The sequence below is a fragment of the Streptomyces roseolus genome, from assembly GCF_014649855.1.
Lineage (GTDB): Bacteria > Actinomycetota > Actinomycetes > Streptomycetales > Streptomycetaceae > Streptomyces > Streptomyces roseolus.
Window position 1 is genome coordinate 169,710 of the sequence record NZ_BMTV01000004.1, and the last position, 23,606, is coordinate 193,315.

A 23,606-nucleotide genomic window follows, 5' to 3' on the forward strand; every position below is an offset into this window, starting at 1 on the left:
GTTTACGAGGGGGAGGAGTCAAATGCGCGCTCCGACGGCGGTGGCGGACTCGAACTGGGCCCGGGTGCAGAAGCTCAGGAGCGCCTTCTTCTCGGGCTTCTGGATCTCGCGCTCGGGGACGAAGCCGACGGCCTCGTTGAGGGCGTGGACGGCCTTGTTGGCGACGTCGGGCTCGACGACCACGCGGGCGGTCGCCGGGTCGGCGAACAGCTCGCGCATGACCTCGGTGATCACCATGCGGGTGAAGCCGTGCACCGGGGTGTCGGTGGGGGCGACGAGGAAGTGCATGCCGACGTCGCCGGGGAGCGGGTCGTACAGGCCGACGAGCTCCAGCCGCGACGGGTCGTACCGCTCCATGAGGATCGCCGGGGTGCCGTCCACGAGCCCGATGAAGGCCTGGTGGTGCGGGTCGGCGGCGAAGGCGGCGTACTCGCGCTCGACGTCCTCGACGGTGGCGTCCTGCATCATCCAGAACGCGGCCTTGGGGTGGGTGACCCAGGCGTGGATCAGCTCCGCGTCCTGGACGGGGTCGAGCGGGCGGAAGCGGACGGTCATACGGCGAACTCCTGGAAAGCGATGGACTTCTCGACGGGGTAGTACTCGGACCCCAGCATCTCGCCGATGATGTACGCGTTGCGGTACGCCCCCATGCCCAGGTCGGGCGAGGTGATCGAGTGGGTGTGGACGCCGGCGTTCTGGAGGAAGACCTCGCGCCCGGTGGTGTCGACCGCGTAGTTGCGGGCGACGTCGAAGCGGCCCTGGCCGTCGAAGCGCAGCCGGTCCTTCAGCGGCTCCAGGAAGGCGGGGACGGCGTACTTGTAGCCGGTCGCGAGGATCAGGCCCTCGGTCTCGATCTCGTACTCCTTCTCCTGCTCCTCCTGGCGGAAGCCGAGGGTGTACGTGCCCGAGGCCTCGTCGTACGCGGCGGTGTGCAGCGCGGAGTTGGTGAGCAGGCGGGTGGGGACCGGGCCGGCGAAGTTCTTCTGGTAGAGCAGGTCGAAGATGGCGTCGATGAGGTCGCCGTTGATGCCCTTGAAGAGGCCCTTCTGCTGGGTCTCCAGGCGGTAGCGGGTCTCCTCGGGGAGCGCGTGGAAGTAGTCCACGTACTCGGGGGAGGTCATCTCCAGGGTGAGCTTGGTGTACTCCAGCGGGAAGAAGCGCGGGGAGCGGGTGACCCAGTTGAGCTTGTAGCCGTGGACGTCGATCTCCGACAGGAGGTCGTGGTAGATCTCGGCGGCGGACTGGCCGCTGCCGACGATCGTGATCGACTTCTTGCGCTGGAGCGCCTCCTTGTTCGGCACGTAGCGCGAGTTGTGGATCAGGTCGCCGCCGAGCTCGCGGCAGGAGTCGGGGAGGTACGGCGGGGTGCCGGTGCCGAGGACGATCCGGCGGGCCAGGAACGTTTCTCCGGCCTCGGTGGCGACGACGTACACCTCGCCGGCCTCGTCGTAGGAGACGGAGGAGACGGTGGTGGAGAAGCGGATCGAGGTGACCCGGTCGGCGGCCCAGCGGCAGTAGTCGTTGTACTCGGCGCGCAGCGGGTAGAAGTTCTCCCGGATGTAGAACGAGTACAGCCGGCCCTTCTCCTTCAGGTAGTTGAGGAAGGAGTACGGCGAGGTCGGGTCGGCGAGGGTCACCAGGTCCGACATGAACGGCGTCTGGAGGTGGGCGCCTTCGAGGAACATCCCCGAGTGCCACTCGAAGCCCGGCTTGGACTCCAGGAAGAGGCCGTTCAGTTCGTCGATGGGCTCGGTGAGGCAGGCGAGGCCCAGGTTGAACGGACCGAGCCCGATCCCGATGAAGTCGTGGATCTCAGCGATCTCAGGCGTGGACAAGGTTCTCTCCCAGGTACTGCTCGGCGTGGCCGGCGATCAGATCGAGGACGGCGGCGATGTCGGCCACCGTGGTCTCGGGGTTGAGCAAGGTGAACTTGAGGTACTGGCGGCCGTCGACCTTGGTGCCGGCGACGACGGCCTCGCCCGAGGCGAAGAGCGCCTTGCGGGCGTGGAGGTTGGCGCGGTCGATCTCGGCGGGCGAGGTGACGGCCTCGGGGACGTAGCGGTAGACGAGGGTGGACAGCTGCGGGTCCACGACCACGTCGTAGCGGGGGTCGGCGGCGAGCAGCTCGTATCCGGCGGAGGCCAGGTCGCAGACCTCGTCGAAGAGCTCGCCGACGCCGTCCGCGCCCATGACCCGCAGGGTCATCCACAGCTTGAGGGCGTCGAAGCGGCGGGTGGTCTGGAGCGACTTGTCGACCTGGTTGGGGATCTGCTCGGCGACGGTGCGCAGCGGGTTGAGGTAGTCCGCGTGGTAGGTCGCGTGGCGCAGGGTGGCCCGGTCGCGGACCAGCACGGCGGAGGAACTGACCGGCTGGAAGAAGGACTTGTGGTAGTCGACGGTGACCGAGTCGGCGTGCTCGATGCCGTCGAGGAGGTGGCGGCGCTTCAGCGAGGCGAGCAGTCCGCAGCCGTAGGCGGCGTCGACGTGCATCCAGGCGCCGTACTCCTCGGCGAGGGCGGCGATCTCGGGCAGCGGGTCGATGGAGCCGAAGTCGGTGGTGCCGGCGGTGGCGACGATCGCCATCGGGACGAGGCCCTCGGCGCGGCAGGCCTCCAGCTCGGCGGCGAGGACGACGGACTGCATCCGCTTGGTCTTGTCGACCGGGACCGAGACGACCGCGTCGCGGCCGAGACCGAGGAGTTTGGCCGACTTCTGGACGGAGAAGTGGCTGCACTCGGAGGAGAAGATCCGCAGCTTCGACAGGTCGTCGGTGCCGGCCTCCTCGCGGGCGATCAGCAGCGCCTGGAGGTTGGACTGGGTGCCGCCGCTGGTGAAGACGCCGTCGGCGAGGGGGCCGAGGCCGATGCGGCCGGTGGTCCAGTCGACGATCTTGCGCTCGATGAGGGTGCCGCCGGCGGACTGGTCCCAGGTGTCGAGGGAGGAGTTGACGGCCGAGAGGACGGCCTCGCCGAGGACGGCGGGGATGACGACCGGGCAGTTGAGGTGGCCGAGGTAGCGCGGGTGGTGGAAGTAGACCGCGTCGCGGAGGTAGACGTCCTCCAGCTCGTCGAGGGCGGCGGAGGCGTCGCCGAGGGGCCGGTCGAGGTCCACGGCGTCGATCACGGGCGCCAGTTCGGCGGGGGTGACGCCGGTGAACGGGCCGCGCGTCGTGGCGAGTTTGGCCGCCACCCGCTCGACCCCTTCGGTGACGGAGCGTCGGTAGCTCTCCGCCGTCGTGTCGTTGAGCAGGTGCGAACGCATGTGGGGGCCCTTCCGGGGATGAGGACGCGGGACACGCACCCGTGGGTGCAGAAGTAAAGTTAGCCTAACCTAATTTTGTACGACAACGGCCCCCCGACCGGTGAAGGTTGAGGGGCCGTGAGGTGAAGCGGCCGGCTACTGCGCCGCGTCCCCCTCCGCGTCCTGCGCCGTCTCGTCCGGCACCTCGCGCAGGGCGTCCTCCGACAGCCCCTTGCGCCAGTAGCCGACGAAGGTCACCCGGCGGCGGTCGAGCCCGCGCTCGCGCACGAAGTGCCGCCGCAGCGCCTTCACCGCGCCGGACTCGCCCGCGATCCACACGTACGGCGACTCCCCGGGCAGCTCGGCGCCCGCGACCGCCTCCAGGCCGGAGGGAGCGCCCTCCTCCCGGACCAGCCAGGTGACGGTGGCGTCCGCCTCCGTCCTCAGCTCCGTCCGGTCGCCGGAGTACGGCACTTCGAGGAAGACCCGGGCACGGGTCTCGGCCGGCAACCACTCCAGGATCGCGGAGGCGGCGGGCAGCGCCGTCTCGTCGGCCCAGACGAGCACCGAGTCGGCGTCCTCGGGGAGCCGGAAGCGGACCCCGGTGTTGTCGGCGACCGCCGGGCCGAGCACGACCACCCGGTCACCGGGCTTGGCGTGCTGCGCCCAGCGGCAGGCCGGGCCGCCGTCCTCGTGGACGGCGAAGTCGATGTCGACCTCGTTCACGGGGTCCGTGCGCTGGGCGCGGACGGTGTACGAGCGCATCACGGCCCGGACGTCGTCGGGCATGGCCCGCCAGGCGCCGAGGATCCCGTACATGTCGGGGTCGTCCAGCGGCGGGAGGACGGGCGCCTCCTGGCCGGGGTGCGGCAGGAAGAGGGAGAGCGACTGGTCGCGGCCCCCGGCGGCGAAGCCCTCGAGGTCCTCGCCGGTGAAGGTGACGCGGACCAGCGACGGGCCGAGCCGCCGTGTCCGGTCGACCTGGAGGGAGAAGAACTGGAACGGGGCGGTCTCGGCGGTCGTCATCGGGTCAGGACACCTTCTTCGCGTTCTCCAGGGCGGTGGCCAGGTCCTCCAGGAGCGGGGCGCACTTGGCGTAGGAGTAGACGGGCTCGGTCACGCGCGGGAAGACCTGGCCGGCCTTGACGGCGGGCAGCGCGGCCCAGGTCGGCTTGGCCTTCAGCTGCTCCGGCTGGAGGGTGCCGGTGCGGTTGTCGAGGAGGATGACGTCGGCCTTGTACTTGTCGACGTTCTCCCAGCTGAGGAGCTCGAACCAGCCGGACGGGTCCAGCTTCTCCGGGGTGACGAGGTTGACGCCCAGTTCCTGGAAGAAGAGGGTGTCCGTCGGACGCACCGGGGTGGAGACGTAGAAGGTCGCCGGCGCACCGGAGCCGATGAGGACCTTGATGTCCTTCTTGCCCTGGGCGACCTTGCGCAGGCGCTCGGCGGCGGCCTCGAAGCGGGCCTTGTCCTTCTTCACCTGCTCGCTGTTGACGTCGGCGCCGAGGGAGGCGGCCAGGTCGGCGTGGCGCTGGAGGACGGACGGCATGGACTTGCCGGCGGCCCACAGGGCGACGCTCGGCGCGATCTTCAGGATCTTGTCCTTCTGCTCCTCCGGCACGTACCAGAGGGCGTCCTTCTCCCACATGTCGGTGATGAGGACCTCGGGCTGGAGCTTGAGGTACTCCTCGATGTTGAACTCGCCCCAGACGTTGCCGATGACCTTCACCTTGGTGATGTCGAGGTCGCCGGCCTGGACGTCGGGCTTCTTCGCCTTGGTCTTCGGGTCCTCGACGTAGGTCGGGCCGAAGACGCCCGCGACCTCGACGCCGAAGTCCTTGAGCGCGGCGGCCGTGCCGGTGAAGGCGACGATGTTCTTCGGCGTCGCCTTGGTCTTCACGGTCTGGCCGCGGTCGTCCTTGAACTCCCAGGAGCCGGACTTGGCGGAGGCGGAGGCGGCGCCCGCGTCCTTCTTGTCGCCGTCGCCACAGGCGGCGAGCACGGCGCCGAGCCCGAGGGCGCCGCCCGCGGCGAGGATGCCGCGGCGGGTGAGGGAGGTGGCTCGGGCGTTGCTGGGCATGGCGGGTTCGCTTTCGATACGTGCCGGGGTCGGCCTGATCAAGTCGAGGGTAGGTTAGCCTAACCTCATTGCGATCAGTAGGGCCGGGGCCAGGAGGTCTGCGTCACACCCCGACCGGCCCTCCCGCGCCGCCCCGCACCCCGCTTCACGCCACCGACTCCCCTCTTTCCCGGACACCGCCACACCTGTCGGCACCCCTGCTTCCGGTCAAGGTCTGGACCAAAACCCCTTTTGAAGCCGATGATCATGCGGCCCCTGCCCGATTTCGGGCAGGATTCTTGCGAGAACTCGCGATTACCCCTCAATATTCATGGGTGCTCGAACGCCGCCCGTCCCATGACGACCTCATCGACCATCTGGTCCGAAGCACCGCGCTCCAGCGCGGTGAGGCCGCCCGGGTGGTGCTCGACGTGCTGGCGTACTTCGACGAGACCACCGAGGAGTTCGTCCGGCGCCGCCACCGCGAACTGCAGTCCGGCGGAGCGGTGAACGCGGAGATCTTCGAACGGATCTCCGCCGAACTGCCGCACCGGGCCGTCGCGCCGCCGGAGCTCTCGCTGCGGCAGCTGCGCCGGATCGTCTACGGGTAGTCCGGCCCCGGCCGGATCCGAACAGCACCATCACCACCAACCGGAGGGGTTTCCTTTATGTGCGGAATTGTCGGTTACATCGGTAAGCGCGACGTGGCGCCGCTGCTCCTGGAGGGCCTGGCCCGCCTGGAGTACCGCGGCTACGACTCCGCCGGCCTCGTCATCAACAGCCCGAAGAGCGCGGCGCTGAAGATGGTCAAGGCCAAGGGCCGGGTCCGCGACCTGGAGGCCCGCGTCCCCAAGCGCTTCACCGGCACCACCGGCATCGCGCACACCCGCTGGGCCACCCACGGCGCCCCGAGCGACCACAACTCGCACCCGCACCTGGACCCCGAGAACAAGGTCGCCGTCGTCCACAACGGCATCGTCGACAACGCCCAGGAGCTCCGCGCCAAGCTGGAGGCCGACGGCGTCGTCTTCGCCTCCGAGACCGACACCGAGGTCATCACCCACCTCGTCGCCCGCTCCCAGGCCGAGACCCTCGAGGACAAGGTCCGCGACGCGCTCAAGGTCATCGAGGGCACCTACGGCATCGCCGTCATGCACGCCGACTTCAACGACCGCATCGTCGTCGCCCGCAACGGCTCCCCGGTCATCCTCGGCATCGGCGAGAAGGAGATGCTGGTCGCCTCCGACGTGGCCGCGCTCATCGCCCACACCCGCCAGGTCGTCACCCTCGACGACGGCGAGATGGCCACCCTCAAGGCCGACGACTTCCGCACCTACACGGTCGCGGGCGCCTCCACCACGGCGACCCCCGAGACCGTCGAGTGGGAGGCCGCCTCCTACGACATGGGCGGCCACGACACGTACATGCACAAGGAGATCTCCGAGCAGCCCGACGCGGTCGACCGCGTGCTGCGCGGCCGGATCGACGACCGCTTCTCCACCGTGCACCTCGGCGGGCTCAACCTCGACCCGCGCGAGGCCCGCACCATCCGCCGCATCAAGATCCTCGGCTGCGGCACCTCGTACCACGCCGGCATGATCGGCGCCTCCCTCATCGAGGGCATGGCCCGCATCCCCGCCGACGCCGAACCGGCCTCCGAGTTCCGCTACCGCAACCCGGTCGTGGACCCCGACACGCTGTACATCGCCGTCTCCCAGTCCGGTGAGACGTACGACGTGCTCGCCGCCGTCCAGGAGCTCAAGCGCAAGGGCGCCCGCGTCCTCGGCGTGGTCAACGTGGTCGGCTCCGCCATCGCCCGCGAGGCCGACGGCGGCGTCTACGTCCACGCCGGCCCCGAGGTCTGCGTCGTCTCCACGAAGTGCTTCACCAACACGGTGGTCGCCTTCGCGCTCCTCGCCCTCCACCTCGGCCGCATCCGCGACCTGTCCGTCACCGACGGCAAGCGGATCATCGAGGGCCTGCGCAAGCTGCCCGCGCAGATCGAGGAGATCCTCAAGGACGAGGAGGAGATCAAGCGCCTCGCCGCCGAGTACGCCGGCGCCCAGTCGATGATGTTCATCGGCCGCGTCCGGGGCTACCCGGTCGCCCTGGAGGCCTCCCTCAAGCTGAAGGAGATCTCCTACATCCACGCCGAGGCGTACCCGGCCTCCGAGCTGAAGCACGGCCCGCTCGCCCTCATCGAGCCGGCCCTGCCGACGGTCGCGATCGTCCCCGACGACGACCTCCTGGAGAAGAACCGCGCCGCCCTGGAGGAGATCAAGGCCCGCTCCGGCCGCATCCTCGCGGTCGCGCACCAGCCGCAGGAGAAGGCCGACCACACCATCGTGGTCCCGAAGAACGAGGACGAGCTCGACCCGATCCTCATGGGCATCCCGCTCCAGCTCTTCGCGTACCACACCGCCCTCGCCATGGGCCGCGACATCGACAAGCCGCGCAACCTGGCCAAGTCCGTCACGGTCGAGTAGTCGCCCGGCGGGACCTGTCACCCGCCGAGCACGCCACGGTCCCGGGCCTGTCCCCCGGGGCCGTACGCCGGGCCTGTCCCCCGGCGAACCGACCGGACACGAGGAACGGCCCCCGCGCTTCCCAGGAGCGCGGGGGCCGTTCTGCTGTGTCATCAGGGCTCGGTTCGCCTCCGGGGCGCTTCGGCGACCGGCGAAGGTCGCGCGCCCCTTCGGCTCACTCGCCGGGCGCGGGGTTACGCCGCTGCCGCCGTGCTGCCGCGGCTCGCGCGGCCCAGGGCCGTCGGCCAGCCGGCGACCGCCGCCGTGGCGCCGTACCAGGCGGCGAGCCCGGCGAGGGCGGCCACCCAGCCACCCGCCTTGCCCAGGCCCTCGTTGCCCGCCAGGGCGGCGATGCCCGAGAGCAGCAGGGCGAGGAACAGCAGGCCGTACACGCCCTGCCCGAAGGCGCCGCCGCCCTTGGCGGCCAGCGTCAGCGTGAGCGCCAGGAGCGCCCACAGGAGCAGGAAGAGTCCGGCGGCGTCCGCCGAGGCCCCGCCGCCGACTCCGGTCCCCCAGGTGAACCAGAAGGCGCCGAGCGCCGCGAAGGCCGTGCCGTCGCCGGTGCTGCCCGCGCGCAGGGCGAGCAGGCCGACCAGGAAGAGCGCCACGCCGCCGACCCAGGTGGCGAGGCCCGCGGCATCGGCTGCCGCGACGTTGTCGATCACACCGGTGCCGCCCAGGCCGAAGGCCAGGAGGGTCAGTCCGAGTGCGAGGTTTCCGAGGGTGGAGGTGCCGTTCCCCGACGCGACGTCCTTGTTCACGTGGGGCTCCCTTCGAACGGGCGGTGGTGCCGCCTGAGCTGCTGTGTTCCGGTGCTCTTTAACTACCCTTCACAAGCACACAAATCACCTGAGCCGGGCGTGATTTATCGCCGCGCAAAGGGAGTTGGGGGAGGGGCGGGTGGGACGGGAGCCGGTCCGCGGCCCGTTACGGGATGACGATCACGGGGCGCTGCGCGCGCCGCGCCAGCCGCCCGGCCACCGAGCCGAAGATCCGCCCGACGATCCCGTGCGTGGAGCCGACCACGATCGCGTCGGCCGAGTACTCGCGGCCGACCTCCTCCAGCTCGTGGCAGATGTCCCCGCCGCGCTCCACCAGGATCCACGGCACCTCGGAGAGGTGGTCCGCGCAGGCCAGCTCCAGACCGAGGACCTCGGTGCGGTGGTCGGGGACGTCGACGAAGACCGGCGGCTCGCAGCCCGCCCACACGGTGGTGGGGAGCCGGTTCGCGACGTGCACGATGATCAGCCCGGAGCCGGAGCGCCGGGCCATGCCGATGGCGTACGCCAGGGCGCGCTCACTGGACGTGGAGCCGTCGAAGCCGACGACCACCCCGTGCCGGAAGGCCGGGTCGCAGGCGTGGCGTGGCTGTTCCACCGCGAGGGGGTCGACCGTGGAGTCGGCGACGCGCTTGCGGTCCGCGGGTTCGGAGAAATCGTGACCGGCCATCGGTGTCTCGGCTAGGGAGGTCCTCGTGGGAAGGGACGGGGGAGGGAGCGGAACAACGGGTGGCGGCGGAGCTGTGTCCGGGAATCATCTTCCCAAGCCCATACCCGCAAGGGTACGGCGACACTCCTCTCCTGCCCAGGGCCCGCCGTGCCGCGCCCGGCGTGCCGACCGCTCGTGCGCGGGTCGGTGCGCGCGGTCCTCTCGGAGGATGCACGAAGGGTTCACCATCTGGCAATGCCGGATGTGCCCTACAGGCGTCCCCCGGCCGGGTCCCGAGGGCCGAACGGGCGTCGCTCAGGGTGACCGGAGCGTTCCGTTCCTCGTTCCCCACAGGTCCGGATCACCGTCGCTGGGAGCCCGCCCGTGCCCGCACCGTCCACCCCCGCCTCCGCCGCGCCCGTCCCCTCCGTCCGCCCCGTCCGCTCCCGCCGCCGCGCCCGGGTACCGGGCCCCGCGGCGCCCTTCGCCCCGGAGACGGGCGGGCCGGCGGGGTCCGCGGCGGGCGGACGGGCGGAGCCGGGGGCGTCCGGCGGGGGGCTCGCGGACCCCGCGGGCGACGTGGTCCGCTGGGCGGTGTTCTGCTGCGCCCTCGTGCCGCTGGTCCTGCTCGCCTTCGGCACCTCGCTGGGCGGGGCCGGCGGGACCGCCCTCGGGCTCGCCTCCGTGACGGCCGCCTGCCGGCTGCTGCTGCGCCGGGCGGAGCGGGGACTGCGCGCGGAGGGTCCGGGGGGCCGCCACCGGGGCTGAGCGGACGCCCCCGGAGCCCCTGGAGTTGACAGGTTCGCACAGCCGATCCCATATGTTTTCAGCCAACTTGAAGTTCCCGGCGCGTCCTTGCCGAAACGGTACGCCCATGCCCGCCCGCTCCCCCGCGAAAGCCCCGCCTCCCAGGGCCGCACCCCTCGCGGACGGCCACTTCTCCCCCTCCGGGCCCCGCCCGGGGGCGGCGCGGGCACACGCCCGGGGATCGATCGCTTCACGCCAAGTGGCCTTGTCGACAATCTGCCGGATCTCGAACTTGTCACGCCGGCGGCACCGGACACAGTAGATTCGATCATGGGTACCGACGACTGGGGTCTCGTGCAGAACCGAGGGGAAACGTGGCACAGCGACACGACCAGGGAGACGCGAACACCGAGGGGAACTTAGCGCCATGAGCCAGGACTCCGCCGCACCGGAGGCGGCACGGAAGCTGTCCGGGCGCCGCCGTCGCGAAGTCGTCGCGGTGCTGTTGTTCAGCGGCGGCCCCATCTTCGAGAGCTCCATCCCGCTCTCCGTGTTCGGCATCGACCGGCAGGACGCCGGCGTTCCGCGCTATCGGCTGCTCGTCTGCGCGGGAGAGGAGGGCCCCCTGCGGACCACGGGCGGGCTCGAACTCACCGCGCCGTACGGCCTGGAGGCGATCGGCCGCGCCGGGACGGTCGTCGTCCCGGCCTGGCGCTCGATCACCTCGCCGCCACCGCCGGAAGCGCTCGAAGCCCTGCGCAGGGCACACGAGGAAGGGGCCAGGATCGTCGGGCTCTGCACCGGCGCGTTCGTCCTCGCGGCGGCCGGCCTGCTCGACGGCCGACCGGCGACCACGCACTGGATGTACGCGCCGACGCTCGCCAAGCGCTACCCGTCGGTCCACGTGGACCCGCGGGAGCTCTTCGTCGACGACGGGGACGTGCTGACCTCCGCCGGCACCGCGGCCGGAATCGATCTGTGTCTGCACATCGTGCGGACCGACCACGGCACGGAGGCCGCGGGCGCCCTGGCGCGCCGGCTGGTCGTCCCGCCGCGGCGCAGTGGCGGTCAGGAGCGCTACCTCGACAGGTCTTTACCGGAGGAGATCGGCTCCGACCCGCTCGCCGAGGTCGTGGCCTGGGCGCTGGAGCACCTCCACGAGCAGTTCGACGTGGAGACCCTGGCGGCCCGTGCGTACATGTCACGGCGGACCTTCGACCGCCGTTTCCGTTCGCTGACCGGCTCCGCGCCGCTCCAGTGGCTGATCACCCAGCGGGTGCTCCAGGCGCAGCGGCTCCTGGAGACCTCGGACTACTCGGTGGACGAGGTCGCGGGGCGCTGCGGCTTCCGCTCGCCGGTGGCGCTGCGCGGCCACTTCCGGCGGCAGCTCGGCTCCTCGCCGGCGGCCTACCGGGCGGCGTACCGGGCCAGGCGGCCCCAGGGCGAGCCCTCGACGGCCGTCCTGGAGTCGGCGGTGCCCGCGCAGGTGGTGGCGGGAATCCGCCGCCCCGGGGTGTCGCTGGAGCCCGGCAAGCCGCCGGGCGACGCCTACACGCCGGGCCGGCCCGCCCTGCCGGGCCAGCGCAGCGCGCCGTAGCCGCCGGTGCCGGCACGGCGTGGACGCCCACCTGACGGGGCCGCCCACGCCGCCGGCGCCGAGGACCGCCGCCGCCACAAGCGGCGCACCGCAGTACCGACGGGCGCCCGGGGAACACCACCCCCGGGCGCCCGTCGCCCTGCCGGGACCCCGCCGGAGGGACAGGGAACTCCCGCTCCGGACGCCCCCGCGGGCCTCCCCCGGTGCACGGGGCGGTTCTCCCGGGGGCCGGCCGCCTAAGGTAGGACGCATGAACGATCGCATGGTGTGGATCGACTGCGAGATGACCGGGCTCTCGCTGACGGACGACGCACTCATCGAGGTGGCCGCACTGGTCACCGACTCGGAACTGAACGTGCTCGGCGACGGCGTGGACATCGTGATCCGCCCGCCGGACCGCGCCCTGGAGACCATGCCGGAGATCGTGCGCCAGATGCACACGGCCTCCGGGCTGCTCGACGCGCTGCCCGGCGGCACCACGCTGGCCGACGCGGAGGCGCAGGTCCTCGCCTACATCCGCGAGCACGTGAAGGAGCCCGGCAAGGCCCCGCTGTGCGGGAACTCGGTCTCCACCGACCGCGGCTTCCTCGCCCGCGACATGCCCGCCCTGGAGGGCCACCTGCACTACCGGATCGTCGATGTGTCCTCGGTCAAGGAGCTGGCGCGCCGCTGGTACCCGAGGGCGTACTTCAACAGTCCGGAGAAGAACGGCAACCACCGGGCGCTCGCCGACATCCGCGAGTCCATCGCCGAGCTGCGCTACTACCGGGAGGCGGTCTTCGTGCCGCAGCCCGGTCCGGACTCGGAGACCGCGAAGGAGATCGCGGCCCGGCACGTCGTCCCGGCGGAGTAGGACCGCCCGGAAGGGCCCGCTCGCGCACCCGGGGAAAACGTGTGCGCGAGCACCCCTCGGAACCCTGTAGACTTCTTCTCGGCCGGTCAGGGAAACCTTCGGGAGAACCGCCGGTCGTGGTGGGTATAGCTCAGCTGGTAGAGCACCTGGTTGTGGTCCAGGATGTCGCGGGTTCGAGTCCCGTTACTCACCCTGAAGGTCGAGGCCCCGGTTCGGAAGAACCGGGGCCTCGGTCGTTCTCCGGACGTCTCAGCCGCAGCCGAGGACCGTCGGGGGCGGGTTGGAACCCGCCCAGGAGGCGTTGAAGCCGAAGGTCACGGAGCCGCCGGCCGGGACCGTGCCGTTGTACGGGAGGTTCGTCGCCGTCACGGCGGTGCCGGTCTGGGCGACCGTCGCGTTCCACGCCTGGGCGATCCGCTGGCCGGCCGGGTACTCCCAGACGACCCGCCAGCCCGTCAGCGGGGCGGTGCCGGTGTTGCGGACGGTCACCTGGCCGGTGAAGCCGCCGCCCCACTGGCTCTGCACCGTGTACGCGGCGGTGCAGCCCGCCGGGCCGGGCGGCGTGCCCGGGGCGAGGGCCTCGGCGATGCCCGCCCGGGCCGGCTTCGGACTCAGGTTCTCGTCGTACGGCGTGGCCGCGCCCTCGCCCGGGAAGAAGTCCGGGATCCAGGAGTCGGAGTCGGTGAAGCCCCAGACGGTGAGGCCGGCGCAGCGGGTGACGGCCAGACAGGCGCGGGTCACGGCCGCGTAGTCCGCCTTCTGCCGCGCGAGCTTGGCCTCGGTGGCCGGCAGGGTCATCCGGATGTCGAGCTCGGTGATCGCCACGTCGACGCCGAGGTCCGCGAAGCGGCGGAGGTTGGCCTCCATCGTGGACGGGACCTGGCCGAGGATCAGATGGGCCTGGAAGCCGACCCCGTCGATCGGCACGCCCTGCGCGAGGAGCCGCTTGACCAGGGCGTACATGCCGTCGCTCTTGGCGCCGATGCCGTCGGTCGAGTAATCGTTGACGTACAGCTTCGCCGCCGGGTCGGCGGCGCGGGCGGCCCGGAAGGCGTCCGCGACGTACGACTCGCCGAGGGTGGCGCCGAAGACCGACCGGCGCAGGGTGCCGTCCTCGTTCAGGGGCTCGTTGACGACGTCCCAGTGGTCGACGCGGCCCTTGTAGCGGCTCACCTCGGTGGTGACGTGGTCGGTCATGACCGTGCGCAGCGCGTCCGGGGTCCAGGTGCCGTTCTCCACCCAGGACGGGAGCTGGCTGTGCCAGACCAGGGTGTGGCCGCGGACCTCCTGGCCGTGCGCCTCGGCGAAGTCGACGATCCGGTCGGCGCCGGTCCAGGAGTACTGGCCCCGGACGGGCTCGACGGAGCCCCACTTCATCTCGTTGCCGGGGGTGACGGAGTCGAACTGGGCGGCGGCGGTGTCCGCGTACGCCCCGGTGAGCTTCCCGCCGGTGACGGCGGTGCCGAGGTAGATCCCCCGGGCGTCGGCGAGCTCGCGGAGCGGCGCGTCGGCGGCCGAGGCCGTCCCGGCGAGGGTGGGGGTGAGGGCGGCGGCGAGGAGCGCCGCGGTGGCGGTCAGCCGGCGGAACACGGGGCACCTCCGAGGGTGAAGGCGGCGGGTGCGGGGTTGCCGCCGGTCCACGAGCCGGTGAAGCCGAAGGAGGCGGAGGCCCCGGGGGCGACGGCGCCGTTCCAGCCGGCGTTCTTCGCGGTGACGGCGGTGCCGGCCTGGGTGGGCGTGGCGTTCCACATCTGGCCGACGGTCTGCCCGGCGGCGAAGGACCAGCCGAGCGTCCAGCCGTTCCAGGCGGTGGCGGAGGTGTTGGTGACGGTGACGTCGGCCTGGAAGCCGCCCTGCCACTGGTGGGTCACCTTGTAGGAGACCTCGCAGGCGCCCACCGGGTCCGGCGGGTCGGTGGGGTCGGTGTCCCCTCCCCCGCCGGTCTCGCTCGTGTCGCCGTAGACGATGCCGCGGCCGTTGGTGGCGACGTACACCCGGCCGTAGACGCGCGGGTCGCCGGTGATGGTGGCGCCGGTCCAGCCCCACTGGTGGGCGTCGTCGTTGACCCGGACCCAGGTGGCGCCGGCGTCGGTGGAGCGGAAGATGCCGCGGACGCCGCCGATCTTCGCGCTGGAGTAGAGCGCCGGGTAGGAGGCGTTCGGGGCGGCCTTGCCGAAGCCGATGGCGTCGGCCTGGTCGACGCCGGCGACCCGGGTGAAGGCGGCGCCGCCGTCGGTGGAGTGCCACAGGCCGTACGCGGCGTCGGGGGCGCCGCCCGCGAGCCAGATGTCGCCCTTCTTCCCGGGGACGGCCTTGAAGCGGACGTTGCCCTTGGCGGGCAGCCCGGTGGCCCTGGCGGTGAAGGTGAGGCCGCCGTCGGTGGAGGCGTAGAAGGTGCCGCCGTGGAAGCCGTAGAAGGTCTTCGGGTCGACGCGGTCGGACTCGACGGTGGCGCCGGCCGGGATGCCGGTGGCGGCCGTCCAGGAGGTGCCGAAGCCGGTGGCGGCGTGGACGCCGGCGGTGCCCTCGGGGCTCCAGACGAAGCGGCCGCCGTCGGCGGCCGCGGCGACCGTGCCGCCGCCGGTGACGCCCGCGGGTTCCTTCCCCGCGAACCAGTTCGCGCCGTTGTCGGTGGAGAAGGCGACCCGCGGCCCGCCGTCGAGGTGGCCGGAGCGGACGAGCGTGTTCGGGTTCGTCTCGGCGTAGTCGAGGCTGGTCGTCGACGTGAAGTTCGGGGAGGTGAACATCATCGGCGGGACGGCCGACAGGTCGGTGTGGCGGAAGCCGCCGACGTCGCCGAGGGCGCTGATCAGCGGGGCGCCGGAGGGCGGCGCGACCAGGTCGAGGACGGCGGTCTCCTCCAGGCCCTTCACCATGGGCCTGATGGTGAAGTTCGTGTTCGTGTCCCACTTGGTGAGCTCGGTGGTGCCGTAGACGGTGGCGCCGGTGCCGTACAGCATCCGGTTCGAGTCGAAGGGGTCGATCTCCAGGGCCTCGGTCATCCAGCCGAGCTTGGGGGTCTGCTCGGGCGGGGTGGGGTTGCCGCCCCAGGTCAGCCACGGGACGGAGGAGACGTCCATGGTGTAGCGGTCGGCGCGGGTGGGGTACGACGCGTAGTCCCAGGCCTTGGTCCAGGTGGAGCCGGAGTCGGTGGTGCGGAAGATCTGGGTGTCGGGCCACCAGGAGCTGTAGGCGGAGACCATGACCGTGCCGGGCCGCTGCCGGTCGACGGTGAGGCCGCTGAAGCCGTGGTGGGTGTCGGCCTCGGCGACGGGGCTGATGTCCTTCCACGCCCCGGTGGCGGTCGCGTACCGGTACACCTTGCCCTTGCCGCCGTCGTACGGGCCCGCCGTGTCGCTGTACGCGAGGTAGAGGTAGCCGTTCTCGGCGTCGAGGACGCCCTTGTGGGCGAGGTATCCGGTGGGCTGGCCGGCGAGGCGGGTCCAGGTGGCGCCCGCGTCGGCGGAGCGGTAGACGGCGTTCTCCTTGTCGCCGACGCCGACGTAGATCGTCTTCGTGGCGCTGCCCGCCGTGCCGGTGGACTCGTCGAAGGTGACCCAGACGATGCCCTGCTCGTCGGAGTTGTAGCCGCTGGTGTCGGTGGGGTCCTGCTGGTAGTTGCCGGGGTTGGTGAAGGAGGTGACCTTCGCCCAGGTGGCGCCGGAGTCGGTGGAGCGCCAGAGGCCGTTGCCGCTGGGGGCGCCGAGGTAGAGGATCCGGTTGTCGTGCGGGTCGACGGCCAGGCGCTCGCCCATGCCGCGGCCCGGCATGTTGCCGCCGAGCTTGAAGGGGAGGTCGGCGCGCTGCCAGGTGGCGCCCCGGTCGGCGGAGCGCAGGACGGCGCCCGTGCCGGGGTCCCAGTCGTTGGTGTACGTGCCGACGGCGGCGTACACCTTGTCGGGGTCGGCGGAGTCGGAGGCGAGGGAGACGACGCCGGTGTGGCCCCAGTCGTCCCAGCCGACGTGGTCGAGGAACGGGATCCAGGAGGAGGCGGACTGGTCCCAGCGGTAGGCGCCGCCGATGTCGGTGCGGGCGTAGAGGAGGTTCTTCTCGGTCCGGTTGAAGACCAGGCCGGGGACGAAGCCGCCGCCGTCGACGCGGACGTTCTTCCAGGTGTAGGCGGCGGACGCGGCGGCCCGGGCCGGTGGGGGCGCCGGTGCGGCGGTCTCGGCGGCGCCGGCCGGAAGGGCGCCGGCGAGGAGCCCGCCCGTGAGGGCCAGGCCCGCGAGCCCCGCGAGGAGTCGTGGTCTGCGCATGGGTATCCCGTCGGGAAGTGAGGTATGGGAGCGCTCCCACTATCCGAGCCCTGTCAGAACACGGTCAATACACGGGAACCGTCGAAGACGTTCGACGACGCGGAGCGACCGGTGGGCCGAACGGGTGAGGCGCGCCCGGACCCCGGCGCCGCCCCGTCGGCCGTCCCTCCCCCGCCGCCTACGGTCGGGGCCATGGGGCGGAGGAACGGGACACCACGACGGACCGGCGCTCGCACCCGCGTCCTGGCGCTGCTGCTCGCCGCGGCGCTGCTCGGCGGCTGCGCGGACGACCCGCCGGTGCCGCCGGCGGCCGGCGCCGGCGAGGCCGTCGACGGCTCGGGGCGGCCGGTCACGCTCACCGTCGGCGTGTACGGCACCTTCGGACTCGAGGAGGCCGGGCTTTACGACACGTACATGCGGCTCCACCCGGACGTGGCGATCCGGCAGACCTCCCTCGCCCGCGCCGACGTCTACTACCCGCAGCTGCTCACCCACCTCACGGCCGGCGCGGGCCTCGCCGACGTCCAGGCCGTCGAGGTCGGGAACATCGCGGAGGTCGTCGACACCCAGGCCGGCCGGCTCGTCGACCTGGCCCGCGCGCCCGGGGTGCGCGAGACCGACTTCCTGCCCTGGAAGTGGGCGCAGGCGCGGACGGAGGACGGACGGGTCCTGGGGCTCGGCACCGACATCGGGCCGCTGGCCGTCTGCTACCGCAAGGACCACTTCGCCGCCGCCGGGCTGCCCACCGACCGGGAGGAGGTGGGGCGGCTGTGGGCCGGGGACTGGGAGAAGTACCTGGAGACGGGCCGCCGGTTCGCCGCCCGGGCGCCCGGGGGCGTGGCCTTCACCGACTCGGCGTCCGGGGTGATGGGCGCCGTGATCTCCGGCGCGGGGCTGCGCTACTACGACGCCGGGGGGCGGCTCGTGGTGGCGGCCAACCCGGCGGTGCGGGCCGCATGGGACCTCGGCGCGCGGTTCGCGGAGCACGGGCTGACCGCCCGGCTCCAGCAGTTCACCCCCGACTGGGACCAGGGCTTCGCGCACGGCCGGTTCGCCTCGATCGCCTGCCCGGCGTGGATGCTCGGCTACATCCAGGACAAGGGCGGCCCGGACGGGAAGGGGAAGTGGGACATCGCGAGGGCCCCCCGGCCGGGGAACTGGGGCGGCTCCTTCCTGGTCGTCCCGGCCGCCGGCCGGCACGTCGAGGAGGCGGCCGAGCTGGCGGCCTGGCTGACCGCTCCGGAGCAGCAGGCGGTGCTCTTCGAGCGGCGCGGCAGCTTCCCGAGCGCCGAGGCCGCCTTCGGGCTGCCGCAGGTGCGGGGGGCCCGGCACCCGTACTTCGGGGACGCGCCGGTGGGCCGGATCTACTCGGCGGCGGCCAGGGGGTGCCGGTGGCGCCGGTCGGGCCGAAGGACGGGCTGGTGAACACGATCCTCTCCGACACCGGGATGCTCCAGGTCGACCAGACGGGACGCTCGCCCGACTCGGCGTGGCGGGCGGCGATGAAGGCCATCGACAACGCGCTGGACCGGTGAGTCCGATGGCCGAGGAGGTGGTGGAGCGGGTGCTCGCGCCGGTGGTGCCGGCGGGCCGGGGCAGGCGGGAGCGGCGGGAGCGGCTCGGCCGGCTGCGGTCGCGCTCGGCGCCGTACGTGCTGGTCGCGCCGTTCTTCGTGCTGTTCGCGGCCTTCGGGCTGTTCCCGCTGGTGGCGACGGCGTGGACCTCGTTGTTCCGGGTGGAGCTGACGGCGCCGGAGGCCCGGGAGTGGGTGGGCGCGCACAACTACGCCCGGTTGCTCACCGACGAGTTCTTCTGGAACGCGCTGGCCAACACGGTGCTGATCGGGGTCCTCGCCACCGTCCCGCAGCTGCTGCTCGCGCTCGGCGTGGCACACCTCCTGGACGCGCGGCTGCGCGGGCGGCTCTTCTTCCGGGTGGCGGCGCTCGCCCCGTACGCGACCTCGGTGGCGGCGGCGACGCTGGTCTTCGCGCTGTTCTACGGGCGGGACCAGGGGATGGTGAACTGGGCGATCGGGCTGGTCGGGCTCGACCCGGTGGACTGGCAGAACGGGCCGTGGGCGTCGAAGTTCGCGGTCGCGTCGATCGTGATCTGGCGCTGGACCGGCTACAACGCGCTGATCTACCTGGCGGCGATGCAGACGATCCCGCACGAGCTGTACGAGGCGGCGGCCCTCGACGGGGCCGGCCGGTGGCGGCGGTTCCGGCACGTCACCCTGCCGGGGCTGCGGCCGGCGCTGGCGTTCACCGGGCTCGTGTCGACGATCGGCGCGGTGCAGCTCTTCGGCGAGCCGCTGCTCTTCAGCAGCGGGGCGGGCGCCTCGGGCGGCGCCGACCACCAGTACCAGACGCTCGGGCTCTACCTGTACGAACAGGGCTGGGTGAACCTGCACCTGGGGCGGGCGGCGGCGATCGCCTGGGCGATGCTGCTGCTCCTGGTGGTGGTCTTCGGGCTCGTGCGGCTCGCCCGCGGGAGGGGTGCGCGGTGAGCGGCCGGGACGCGGCACCGGAGTCGTACGAGCGGGGCGGGTGGGGTACGTACCTGCTCCTGGCGCTGTTCACGGCGGTGTCCGTCTTCCCGCTGCTGTGGACGGCGGTCGCCGCCTCGCGGACGAGCGGGCGGCTCGCCCAGTCGCCGCCGCCGTTCCGGTTCGGGCGGAACCTGCCACGGAACCTGTCGGTGGCCTGGAGCGAGGGCGGGATGGGCGAGGCCCTCGCCAACACCGCGGTGGTGGCGGGGTCGGTGGCGGTGGGGACGGTGCTCTTCTCGACGCTCGCCGGTTTCGCCTTCGCCCGGCTGCGGTTCCGCCTCCGCGGGCCGCTGCTGCTCCTGGTGGGGGCGACGATGCTGGTGCCTCCGCAGCTCGGGGTGGTGCCGCTCTACCTGCTGGTCGCCCGGCTCGGCTGGACCGACCAGCTCCAGGCGGTGGTGCTGCCCTCGCTGGTCTCGGCCTTCGGCGTCTTCTACATGCGCCAGCACCTGCGCGGCGCGCTGCCGCCGGAGCTGCTGGAGGCGGCGCGGATGGACGGGGCGGGGACGGGCCGGGTGGTGTGGCACCTGGTGCTGCCGGCGGCACGGCCGGCGATGGCGGTCCTGGGGATGCTGTCCTTCGTGGCGGCGTGGAACGACTTCTTCTGGCCGGTGCTCGCGCTCACCCAGACCGGCAACCCGACGGTGCAGGTGGCGCTGACGGGGCTCGGCCGGGGCTATGTGCCGGACACCTCGGTGGTGATGGCGGGGGCGCTGCTCGGGACGCTGCCGCTCCTGGTGGTGCTCGCGCTGTTCGGGCGGCAGATCGTGGGCGGGGTGATGCGGGGGGCGGTGAAGGGGTGAGGGGGCGCGGGGTGACGGGGGCCACAGGGGGGTGTTCACCCGGACGGGCGCGGCGACGGCTCCCTGTCGATCTTCCGCTGTTAGCGTCCACTTATGTCCGCTATCAAAGGTTTTACTCCCATGTGGGCGGGGTGAGGCCGGATGGGTGTGCTGCGCGACCATCCCGAACTCGCCCTCTTCGTCTGCCTCGCCGCGGGTTACCTCCTCGGCAAGCTCCGGGTCGGCCCCATCACGCTCGGCGGCATCTGCGGGACGCTGATCGTCTCGCTGCTCATGGGCGCCTGGGCGAAGGTCACCGTCTCCGACGACGTGAAGACGATCTTCTTCGCGCTCTTCATCTTCTCGCTCGGCTATCTGGCCGGACCCCAGTTCTTCGCCAACCTCAACAAGAAGAGCCTGCGCTTCTTCACCCTCTGCCTCATCGAGGTCGTCTGCGTCGTCGGCATCGCCCTCGGGCTCGCCGAGGCCTTCGACCTGGACGTCGGCACCGCCGCCGGCATCCTGGCGGGCGCGGCCACCGAATCCGCGGTCGTCGGCACGGCCACGGAGGCCATCGGCAAGCTCTCCGACCTGACCCAGGAGCAGATCACCCAGTACCAGGGCCACGTGGCCACCGCGTACACGGTCTGCTACCTCTTCGGCCTCATCACCATCGTGATCTACACCAGCCAGATCATGCCGATGCTGCTGCGGATCAACCTCCGCGACGCCTCCCGCGAGCTGTGGGAGAAGATGCGGGGCACCGGCGGCGGCCTGGAGGACGACGAGCGCGAGGCGCTGCCCGGCATGGTCGGCCGCACCTTCCTCGTCACCCTCGCCGACGGCGCCAAGGTCTCCGACCTGGAGCGGCGGTTCGGCAACCGGGTCACCGTCGAGGCGGTGAAGCGGGGCAGCCGGATCCTCACCCCGCCGCCGCCCGGCTTCGAGCTGACCCTCTCCGACCTGGTCCTCGCGGTCGGCCGGCGGGCCAACATCATCGAGGCGGGCCGGCAGATCGGCCCCGAGACCCCGGCCGTGCCGGGCCTCGACACCCCGCTCGCCACCCAGCAGGTCTCCCTCACCGACAAGTCGGCCGCCGGCAAGTCCCTGGACCAGCTGACCACCGAGCACCCGGAGATCGCCTCCGGCGGCGTCTACGTGACGGACGTGCTGCGGAACGAGTCGCACCTGCCCGCCACCCCGGAGACCGTCGTCCAGCGCGGTGACGTGCTCACCCTGGTGGGCGCCCGCTCCTCGCTCGGCAGGCTCGCCTCCAAGGTCGGCTCGATCGTGAAGAACGACGCGACCGACTTCATCTACCTGGGCCTCGGCATCGCCGCCGGCTCCCTCCTCGGGCAGGTCGTGGTGGAGTTCGGCGACGTCCCGATGTCGCTGGGCACCGGCGGCGGCTGCCTCATCTCCGGTCTGCTCTTCGGCTGGTTCCGCTCCCGCACCCAGACCTTCGGCGCCTTCCCGCCGCAGGCCGCGACCACGCTCAAGGACATGGGCCTGGCCATCTTCATCGCCTGCACCGGGCTCGTCTCCGGCCCGCAGGCGTGGCCGCTGCTCAAGGAGTACGGGGCGCTGCTGCCGTTCGCGGGCATCGCCATGGTCCTCGTACCGGCGACGATCTCGCTGGTCGTCGGCCGCAAGCTGCTGAAGATCGAGAAACCGCTGCTGATCGGCGCCATCGCGGGCCAGCAGTGCTCGACGCCGGCGATCACCTCGGTCACCCAGGTCGCGCAGAGCTCGGTCCCGATGCTCGGCTACACGATCACGTACACCCTCTCCAACTTCCTGCTCCCGCTGACCGGCCCGCTGCTGGTCGGCATCCTCGGAGCCTGAGAGGCGGCCTCCCCCTCCATGATCGACTTCCTGAACCGGAACGTCTTCCACCCCCACCCCGAGCTGCTCGTCTTCCTCACGGTCGCCCTCGGCTTCCTCTTCGGGAAGCTGCGCTACCGGGCGATCGCGCTGGGCGCCGTGACCGGCTGTCTCGTGGCGGGGCTGCTGCTCGGTGCCCAGTTCGAGATCACCGTCGACGCGACGGTGAAGAACCTCTTCTTCACGCTCTTCCTCTTCGCCCTCGGCTACAAGGTCGGCCCCCAGTTCTTCCGGGGCCTGAAGAAGGACGGGCTGCCGCAGGTCGTCAACGCGCTCGTCGTCTGCGTCACCGGCCTGCTGGTCTCCTGGGGCTTCGCCGTGATGCTCGGGTACGGCCCCGGGCTCTCCGCCGGCCTGCTCGGCGGCGCGCTCACCCAGTCCGCCGTCATCGGCGTCGCCCAGGACGCCATCGGCAACCTCCCGGGCCTGTCCGCCGACCAGATGAAGTCCGAGGAGAACCTGGTCGCCATCGGCTACGCGGTCACCTACCCGCTCGGCACGATCCTCTGCGCCGTCCTCCTCGCCAACGTCCTCCCCCGGCTCTACAAGCGGGACCTGGCCGCCGAGTCCGCCGCCCTCGCCAAGGAACTGGACGCCCCCGGCGACAACCCCGACCTCGCCGAGGGCTACTACGAGGTCGTGCTCCGGGCGTACACGATCCGGCGCCCCGACCTCGTCGGCCGCACCGTCGACGACTTCGAGAACCAGCAGAAGGAGCTCGGTCACCGCATCTACCTCACCCGGGTGCGGCGCGACGGCACGGTCCTCCCCCACGACCAGGGGACCGTGCTCCGCGAGGGCGACACCGTCGCCGTCTCGGCGCTGCGCGGCTCCCTCGTCGACTTCGACGCCCGCACCCACATCGGCCCCGAGACCGACGACGTCGAACTCCTCGGCTACGAGACCGAGACCCTGCACGTCGTCGCCTCGGAGAAGGAACAGCTCGGGAAGACCGTCGCCGAGCTGCGCCGCGAGCCCTTCATGGTCGGCGTCTACATCGACAAGATCTACCGCTCCGGCTCCGAGTTCCCCTACCGCCTGTCGACGACGATCGAGCGCGGCGACACCGTCGTCCTCACCGGCCCGAAGCGGCTCGTGGACCCGGCGGGCAAGGCGATCGGCAAGCCGGTGCCGACCTCCTTCGCCACCGACATGCTCTGGGTCGGCCTGGGCGTCTTCCTCGGCGGCTGCGTCGGCATCCCGGCGCTCACCGTCTCCGGCGTGCCGATCTCGCTGTCGACCTCCGGCGGCGCGCTGATCATGGGCCTGGTCTTCGGCTGGATCCGCGGCAAGTACCCCACGTACGGCAACGTGCCGCCGGGCGCCCAGTGGTTCATGGACACCTTCGGGCTGTGCGCCTTCGTCGCCGTCGTCGGCATCAACGCCGGCCCGAGCTTCACCAGTGGCCTGTCCGCGGCCGGCTGGGGGCTGCTGCTGTGGGGCGCCGTCGCCACCCTGGTGCCGCTGGTCGTCGGCTTCCTCGTCGGCCACTACGTGCAGAAGATCCGCTTCCCGATCCTCATGGGCGTGCTGGCGGGCGGCCAGACCACGACCGCGGCGATCGGCGCGATCAACGAGCAGTCCAAGTCGCAGATCCCCACGCTCGGCTACACGATCCCCTACGCGGTGGGCAACGTGCTGCTGACCATCTGGGGCGCCGTGATCGTCATCCTCCACCACTGACCCG

The 23,606-nt window shown here is 71.9% G+C and carries 18 protein-coding genes, 1 tRNA gene and 1 pseudogene; 11 read left to right on the forward strand and 9 right to left on the reverse strand.

Annotated features, from left to right (window positions below; translation table 11 throughout):
* Positions 1 to 18: 18 nt before the first annotated feature.
* The 5 genes from IE245_RS06200 to IE245_RS06220 all read right to left on the reverse strand — a co-directional run bounded on the left by IE245_RS06200 (position 19) and on the right by IE245_RS06220 (position 5,320).
* The gene (locus tag IE245_RS06200) at positions 19 to 555 is read right to left on the reverse strand and encodes a GNAT family N-acetyltransferase (RefSeq protein ID WP_189945709.1); all 537 of its coding nucleotides are present in this window, start codon (positions 553 to 555) and stop codon (positions 19 to 21) included.
* Positions 552 to 1,835, reverse strand: a complete 1,284-nt coding sequence (locus tag IE245_RS06205; protein WP_189945710.1) for a lysine N(6)-hydroxylase/L-ornithine N(5)-oxygenase family protein — start codon at positions 1,833 to 1,835, stop codon at positions 552 to 554. Before IE245_RS06205 ends, IE245_RS06200 begins: the two co-directional genes overlap by 4 nt.
* The gene (locus IE245_RS06210; protein WP_189945711.1) at positions 1,822 to 3,261 is read right to left on the reverse strand and encodes a pyridoxal phosphate-dependent decarboxylase family protein; all 1,440 of its coding nucleotides are present in this window, start codon (positions 3,259 to 3,261) and stop codon (positions 1,822 to 1,824) included. The genes IE245_RS06205 and IE245_RS06210 overlap by 14 nt, the downstream gene beginning before the upstream one ends.
* A 135-nt stretch (positions 3,262 to 3,396) precedes the next feature.
* On the reverse strand, positions 3,397 to 4,266 hold the full coding sequence (locus tag IE245_RS06215) for a siderophore-interacting protein (RefSeq protein WP_189945712.1): 870 nt from the start codon (positions 4,264 to 4,266) through the stop codon (positions 3,397 to 3,399).
* Between the two features lie 4 nt (positions 4,267 to 4,270).
* On the reverse strand, positions 4,271 to 5,320 hold the full coding sequence (locus IE245_RS06220; RefSeq protein WP_189945713.1) for an ABC transporter substrate-binding protein: 1,050 nt from the start codon (positions 5,318 to 5,320) through the stop codon (positions 4,271 to 4,273).
* Between the two features lie 314 nt (positions 5,321 to 5,634).
* Here IE245_RS06220 and IE245_RS06225 point away from each other — a divergent pair, with 314 nt between their 5' ends.
* Together IE245_RS06225 and glmS are read left to right on the forward strand one after the other, a co-directional pair.
* Positions 5,635 to 5,910, forward strand: a complete 276-nt coding sequence (locus IE245_RS06225) for a hypothetical protein (RefSeq protein ID WP_030324756.1) — start codon at positions 5,635 to 5,637, stop codon at positions 5,908 to 5,910.
* Positions 5,911 to 5,967: 57 nt separating this feature from the next.
* Entirely contained in the window at positions 5,968 to 7,785 is a 1,818-nt protein-coding gene (gene glmS / locus IE245_RS06230; RefSeq protein ID WP_189945714.1) for a glutamine--fructose-6-phosphate transaminase (isomerizing), read from the forward strand.
* A gap of 233 nt (positions 7,786 to 8,018) precedes the next feature.
* Here the strand turns inward: glmS and IE245_RS06235 are convergent, their stop codons facing one another.
* Together IE245_RS06235 and IE245_RS06240 are read right to left on the reverse strand one after the other, a co-directional pair.
* Positions 8,019 to 8,585 (reverse strand): GPR1/FUN34/YaaH family transporter, encoded by a 567-nt coding sequence (locus IE245_RS06235; protein WP_189945715.1) that lies wholly within the window; start codon positions 8,583 to 8,585, stop codon positions 8,019 to 8,021.
* 166 nt (positions 8,586 to 8,751) lie between these two features.
* Positions 8,752 to 9,273 carry a universal stress protein gene (locus IE245_RS06240; RefSeq protein ID WP_189945716.1) on the reverse strand — a complete coding sequence of 174 codons (522 nt, stop codon included), beginning with the start codon at positions 9,271 to 9,273 and terminating at the stop codon, positions 8,752 to 8,754.
* Positions 9,274 to 9,636: 363 nt separating this feature from the next.
* Between IE245_RS06240 and IE245_RS38020 the strand changes: the two genes are divergently transcribed.
* The 4 genes from IE245_RS38020 (at position 9,637) to IE245_RS06260 (ending at position 12,641) form a co-directional block, all read left to right on the forward strand.
* Positions 9,637 to 10,020 carry a hypothetical protein gene (locus IE245_RS38020; protein WP_373305279.1) on the forward strand — a complete coding sequence of 128 codons (384 nt, stop codon included), beginning with the start codon at positions 9,637 to 9,639 and terminating at the stop codon, positions 10,018 to 10,020.
* 406 nt (positions 10,021 to 10,426) lie between these two features.
* Positions 10,427 to 11,596 (forward strand): helix-turn-helix domain-containing protein, encoded by a 1,170-nt coding sequence (locus IE245_RS06250; RefSeq protein WP_189945717.1) that lies wholly within the window; start codon positions 10,427 to 10,429, stop codon positions 11,594 to 11,596.
* Positions 11,597 to 11,846: 250 nt separating this feature from the next.
* Positions 11,847 to 12,449, forward strand: coding sequence for an oligoribonuclease (gene orn, locus IE245_RS06255; RefSeq protein WP_189945718.1), 603 nt, complete (start codon positions 11,847 to 11,849; stop codon positions 12,447 to 12,449).
* Between the two features lie 119 nt (positions 12,450 to 12,568).
* Positions 12,569 to 12,641, forward strand: a tRNA-His gene (locus tag IE245_RS06260).
* 57 nt (positions 12,642 to 12,698) lie between these two features.
* Here the strand turns inward: IE245_RS06260 and IE245_RS06265 are convergent.
* Together IE245_RS06265 and IE245_RS06270 are read right to left on the reverse strand one after the other, a co-directional pair.
* Positions 12,699 to 14,039, reverse strand: a complete 1,341-nt coding sequence (locus tag IE245_RS06265) for a glycoside hydrolase family 10 protein (protein ID WP_189945719.1) — start codon at positions 14,037 to 14,039, stop codon at positions 12,699 to 12,701.
* Entirely contained in the window at positions 14,024 to 16,705 is a 2,682-nt protein-coding gene (locus tag IE245_RS06270; protein ID WP_189945720.1) for a cellulose binding domain-containing protein, read from the reverse strand. Before IE245_RS06270 ends, IE245_RS06265 begins: the two co-directional genes overlap by 16 nt.
* Before the next feature lie 192 nt (positions 16,706 to 16,897).
* Here IE245_RS06270 and IE245_RS06275 point away from each other — a divergent pair.
* The 5 genes and pseudogenes from IE245_RS06275 to aspT (IE245_RS06295) all read left to right on the forward strand — a co-directional run bounded on the left by IE245_RS06275 (position 16,898) and on the right by aspT (IE245_RS06295) (position 23,602).
* Positions 16,898 to 18,240 (forward strand): annotated as a pseudogene (locus tag IE245_RS06275) (ABC transporter substrate-binding protein).
* Positions 18,241 to 18,245: 5 nt separating this feature from the next.
* Complete coding sequence (locus IE245_RS06280) at positions 18,246 to 19,211, forward strand: carbohydrate ABC transporter permease (RefSeq protein WP_189945721.1); 966 nt, start codon at positions 18,246 to 18,248, stop codon at positions 19,209 to 19,211.
* Positions 19,208 to 20,056 carry a carbohydrate ABC transporter permease gene (locus IE245_RS06285; protein ID WP_229851103.1) on the forward strand — a complete coding sequence of 283 codons (849 nt, stop codon included), beginning with the start codon at positions 19,208 to 19,210 and terminating at the stop codon, positions 20,054 to 20,056. Before IE245_RS06280 ends, IE245_RS06285 begins: the two co-directional genes overlap by 4 nt.
* Positions 20,057 to 20,197: 141 nt before the next feature.
* Positions 20,198 to 21,880 carry an aspartate-alanine antiporter gene (gene aspT, locus IE245_RS06290; protein ID WP_189945722.1) on the forward strand — a complete coding sequence of 561 codons (1,683 nt, stop codon included), beginning with the start codon at positions 20,198 to 20,200 and terminating at the stop codon, positions 21,878 to 21,880.
* An 18-nt stretch (positions 21,881 to 21,898) separates the two neighbouring features.
* Positions 21,899 to 23,602, forward strand: coding sequence for an aspartate-alanine antiporter (aspT, locus tag IE245_RS06295; protein WP_189945723.1), 1,704 nt, complete (start codon positions 21,899 to 21,901; stop codon positions 23,600 to 23,602).
* Positions 23,603 to 23,606 lie beyond the last annotated feature (4 nt).

Bases quoted from the DNA above. Each gene is read 5' to 3' on its own strand.
- IE245_RS06280 (WP_189945721.1), top strand. From the start codon at position 18,246: ATGGCCGAGGAGGTGGTGGAGCGGGTGCTCGCGCCGGTGGTGCCGGCG.
- aspT (WP_189945723.1), top strand. From the start codon at position 21,899: ATGATCGACTTCCTGAACCGGAACGTCTTCCACCCCCACCCCGAGCTG.
- orn (WP_189945718.1), top strand. From the start codon at position 11,847: ATGAACGATCGCATGGTGTGGATCGACTGCGAGATGACCGGGCTCTCG.
- IE245_RS06200 (WP_189945709.1), bottom strand. From the start codon at position 555: ATGACCGTCCGCTTCCGCCCGCTCGACCCCGTCCAGGACGCGGAGCTG.
- IE245_RS06210 (WP_189945711.1), bottom strand. From the start codon at position 3,261: ATGCGTTCGCACCTGCTCAACGACACGACGGCGGAGAGCTACCGACGC.
- aspT (WP_189945722.1), top strand. From the start codon at position 20,198: ATGGGTGTGCTGCGCGACCATCCCGAACTCGCCCTCTTCGTCTGCCTC.
- IE245_RS06270 (WP_189945720.1), bottom strand. From the start codon at position 16,705: ATGCGCAGACCACGACTCCTCGCGGGGCTCGCGGGCCTGGCCCTCACG.
- IE245_RS06215 (WP_189945712.1), bottom strand. From the start codon at position 4,266: ATGACGACCGCCGAGACCGCCCCGTTCCAGTTCTTCTCCCTCCAGGTC.
- glmS (WP_189945714.1), top strand. From the start codon at position 5,968: ATGTGCGGAATTGTCGGTTACATCGGTAAGCGCGACGTGGCGCCGCTG.
- IE245_RS06240 (WP_189945716.1), bottom strand. From the start codon at position 9,273: ATGGCCGGTCACGATTTCTCCGAACCCGCGGACCGCAAGCGCGTCGCC.
- IE245_RS06220 (WP_189945713.1), bottom strand. From the start codon at position 5,320: ATGCCCAGCAACGCCCGAGCCACCTCCCTCACCCGCCGCGGCATCCTC.
- IE245_RS06250 (WP_189945717.1), top strand. From the start codon at position 10,427: ATGAGCCAGGACTCCGCCGCACCGGAGGCGGCACGGAAGCTGTCCGGG.